The sequence below is a fragment of the Shewanella sp. SG44-6 genome (assembly GCF_014164185.1).
In the GTDB taxonomy this organism is placed as follows: Bacteria; Pseudomonadota; Gammaproteobacteria; order Enterobacterales; family Shewanellaceae; genus Shewanella; species Shewanella vesiculosa.
Genome location: NZ_JACJER010000239.1, coordinates 1 through 2,395 on the forward strand (window position 1 = coordinate 1; position 2,395 = coordinate 2,395).

2 protein-coding genes are annotated in these 2,395 nt (G+C 40.8%); both read left to right on the forward strand.

Annotated elements, in window-relative coordinates; genetic code table 11:
* Positions 1–504 (forward strand): sodium:solute symporter family transporter (locus H5185_RS21715; RefSeq protein WP_404948471.1); only part of this gene is annotated, 504 nt, incomplete at its 5' end.
* Positions 505–944: 440 nt separating this feature from the next.
* Positions 945–2,228 (forward strand): OmpP1/FadL family transporter, encoded by a 1,284-nt coding sequence (locus tag H5185_RS21720; RefSeq protein ID WP_182743204.1) that lies wholly within the window; start codon positions 945–947, stop codon positions 2,226–2,228.
* Positions 2,229–2,395: the final 167 nt, after the last annotated feature.

The following is a 2,395-nucleotide window of genomic DNA, read 5'->3' on the forward strand; positions in this document are numbered from 1 at the left end:
TTGCTTATTGCAGCTATCTTATCTGCCATCATGAGTACTATCGATTCGCAGTTGTTAGTCTGCTCTAGCGTGATCACCGAGGATTTTTATCTTAAATGGTTGCGTCCACAAGCCAGCAGTAAAGAATTAATGTTAGTCGGTCGTATTGGCGTTATAGCTATCGCATTAGTGGCTGGAGTTGTTGCGCTTAATCCTGAAAGCAGTGTTTTAGGGCTAGTCAGTTATGCATGGGCCGGGTTTGGTGCTGCATTTGGTCCAGTAGTGCTGTTATCGCTGTTTTGGCAAGGCTATAGTCGCAACGGTGCAATTGCAACGATTTTAGTAGGTGCTATAACTGTTGTGGTTTGGAAACAAATGACTGGCGGTATTTTTGAGCTATATGAAATTGTCCCAGGGTTTATTTTCGCTATGTTAGTGGGTGTAATCGTCAGTAAAATATCACCACCAACTGATAAAACTATCGCTGATTTTAGTGCTTTTCGTGAGTCTTTGAAAACGCAATAATGGCATTAAAAGTTTTCTTGGTAACTCAGCTTCCTTAATAGAAGTTGAGTTACCTTCTTATCATACCTTGCCAACTCAACACGAATAAATAAGCTGTAAAAACAACCCCTACCATGACGGCTAATTGAGTATTTATGAGCAACTTAATACTATGAATTTAATCCAGCAGTTGCTTAACATCCACGATGAATAAAATTTAACTTAAGCTAACCAGGGTGTCGTTATCGCCGAAAATGGAGCTGTAATTCACATATACTGCCATGCTATCAAACACCTAATTCACGACTAAAAACTAGAATTAACTTAATATTAACAATAACTAACATCTGGTCGGAGTTGTTACATAGTTCACATTTACCTAAGATGCCCTAAATTTTGACCGTCAAATGTTTAAAGCGGATAAACTTTGAACAAAACGGTAATAATAAATGGACATAATAATGAATAAATTCCACAAGACTCTCATTGCTACCGCAGTAAGCTTAATCAGTTTACAAGCATCAGCCGCCGGTTTTCAGTTAAATAGTCAATCAGCTACCGGTATCGGTCGTGCAATGGCTGGGGATGCTGTTATTGCTGACAATGCCTCAGTTTTATCTCGTAACCCTGCCGCTATGGCTCTCTTTGATGAAACCGCATTATCTTTAGGTGTCGTTTATGCTGATATCGATGTGTCGGTATCGGATGCAAAAGGCAATTTTGGCGGTCAAGATGTCGCCTTTGGCAGTGAACACAGCGCTGCTGACGCAAAAGTTATTCCGAATTTCTATTATATCAACCCGATTAACGACAAAATGGCCTTCGGAGTTGCGGTATTCAGTAACTATGGCACCGGCACTGATTTAGGCAACTTAGCCAATAAAACACCGACTATAAGCGGCAATGCTGTGCCACTTCCAACTCCAGTTGATTTATTAGGTAACACAGAAGTCGTTACCGTTAACTTCAACACGAGCATGTCTTATCGCGTCAATGATGAGTTCAGTTTCGGCTTCGGTGTTGATGCCGTTTATGGTAGCGGAACCCTCACACGTAAGAGCGACAACCCACAGATCGGCAACTTAGTGGATGTTGATGCCGATGGTTGGGCTTTAGGTGGGATTGTTGGTGTGGTGTATGAAGTTAATCCAGATAATCGTTTTGGTTTAAGCTACCGCATTAGCCCAAAACTTACCGCCAAAGGCGATGTAAATTATCAGTACACTGAATACAATAAAATTGATATTCCTATCGCAGATATTGCTCAGTTTGCCGGTTTTCATCAGCTAACCGATAAATTCGCGCTACATTACACGGCTCAGTGGACCAATTGGAGCTCGTTTGACAAAATCGTCGTTAAAGATGGTGCCAATGGTGTTGACCAAGCCGACTTAAAAGAATACCACTGGAAGGATTCATGGTTTTTAAGCTTAGGGGCAACTTATAATCCCACTCGAGATCTCACTTTGCGCGCAGGTTTAGCATCGGATCAAGGTGTTGTGAATCAGCATTCATCATTATCAATTCCTGATTCTGATCGTACTTGGTATACCGCTGGCGTCAGTTACGACTTAAGCCAAAAATCGAGCGTTGATTTAGGCATCGCTTTTGTGCGCGGAGAAGATGTTACCGTATTAGAAGACAGTAAGCTTCTTGCTCAAATACCTGGTTATAGCAGTGAAATTTCAGCACAAACGCGATCAAATGCTGTTTATTATTCAGTACAATATAACTACAGCTTTTAGTTAGCACTTGTTAATCAGTGCTCTTTAACCATGAGTATTGACTAATGCCGATCGTTTAAGCGACTTGAACGATCTTTTCTAGGCTTCATAATCGGTCTTAGATTTATTTCTGAGGCCGATTTTTTTATGTCTGAATTTTCTCTAGAGTTACAAGCGACTGCTGAATT

What these genes read in the sequence shown, in the direction of transcription:
- H5185_RS21720 (WP_182743204.1), top strand. Translation starts at nt 945, where the DNA reads ATGAATAAATTCCACAAGACTCTCATTGCTACCGCAGTAAGCTTAATC.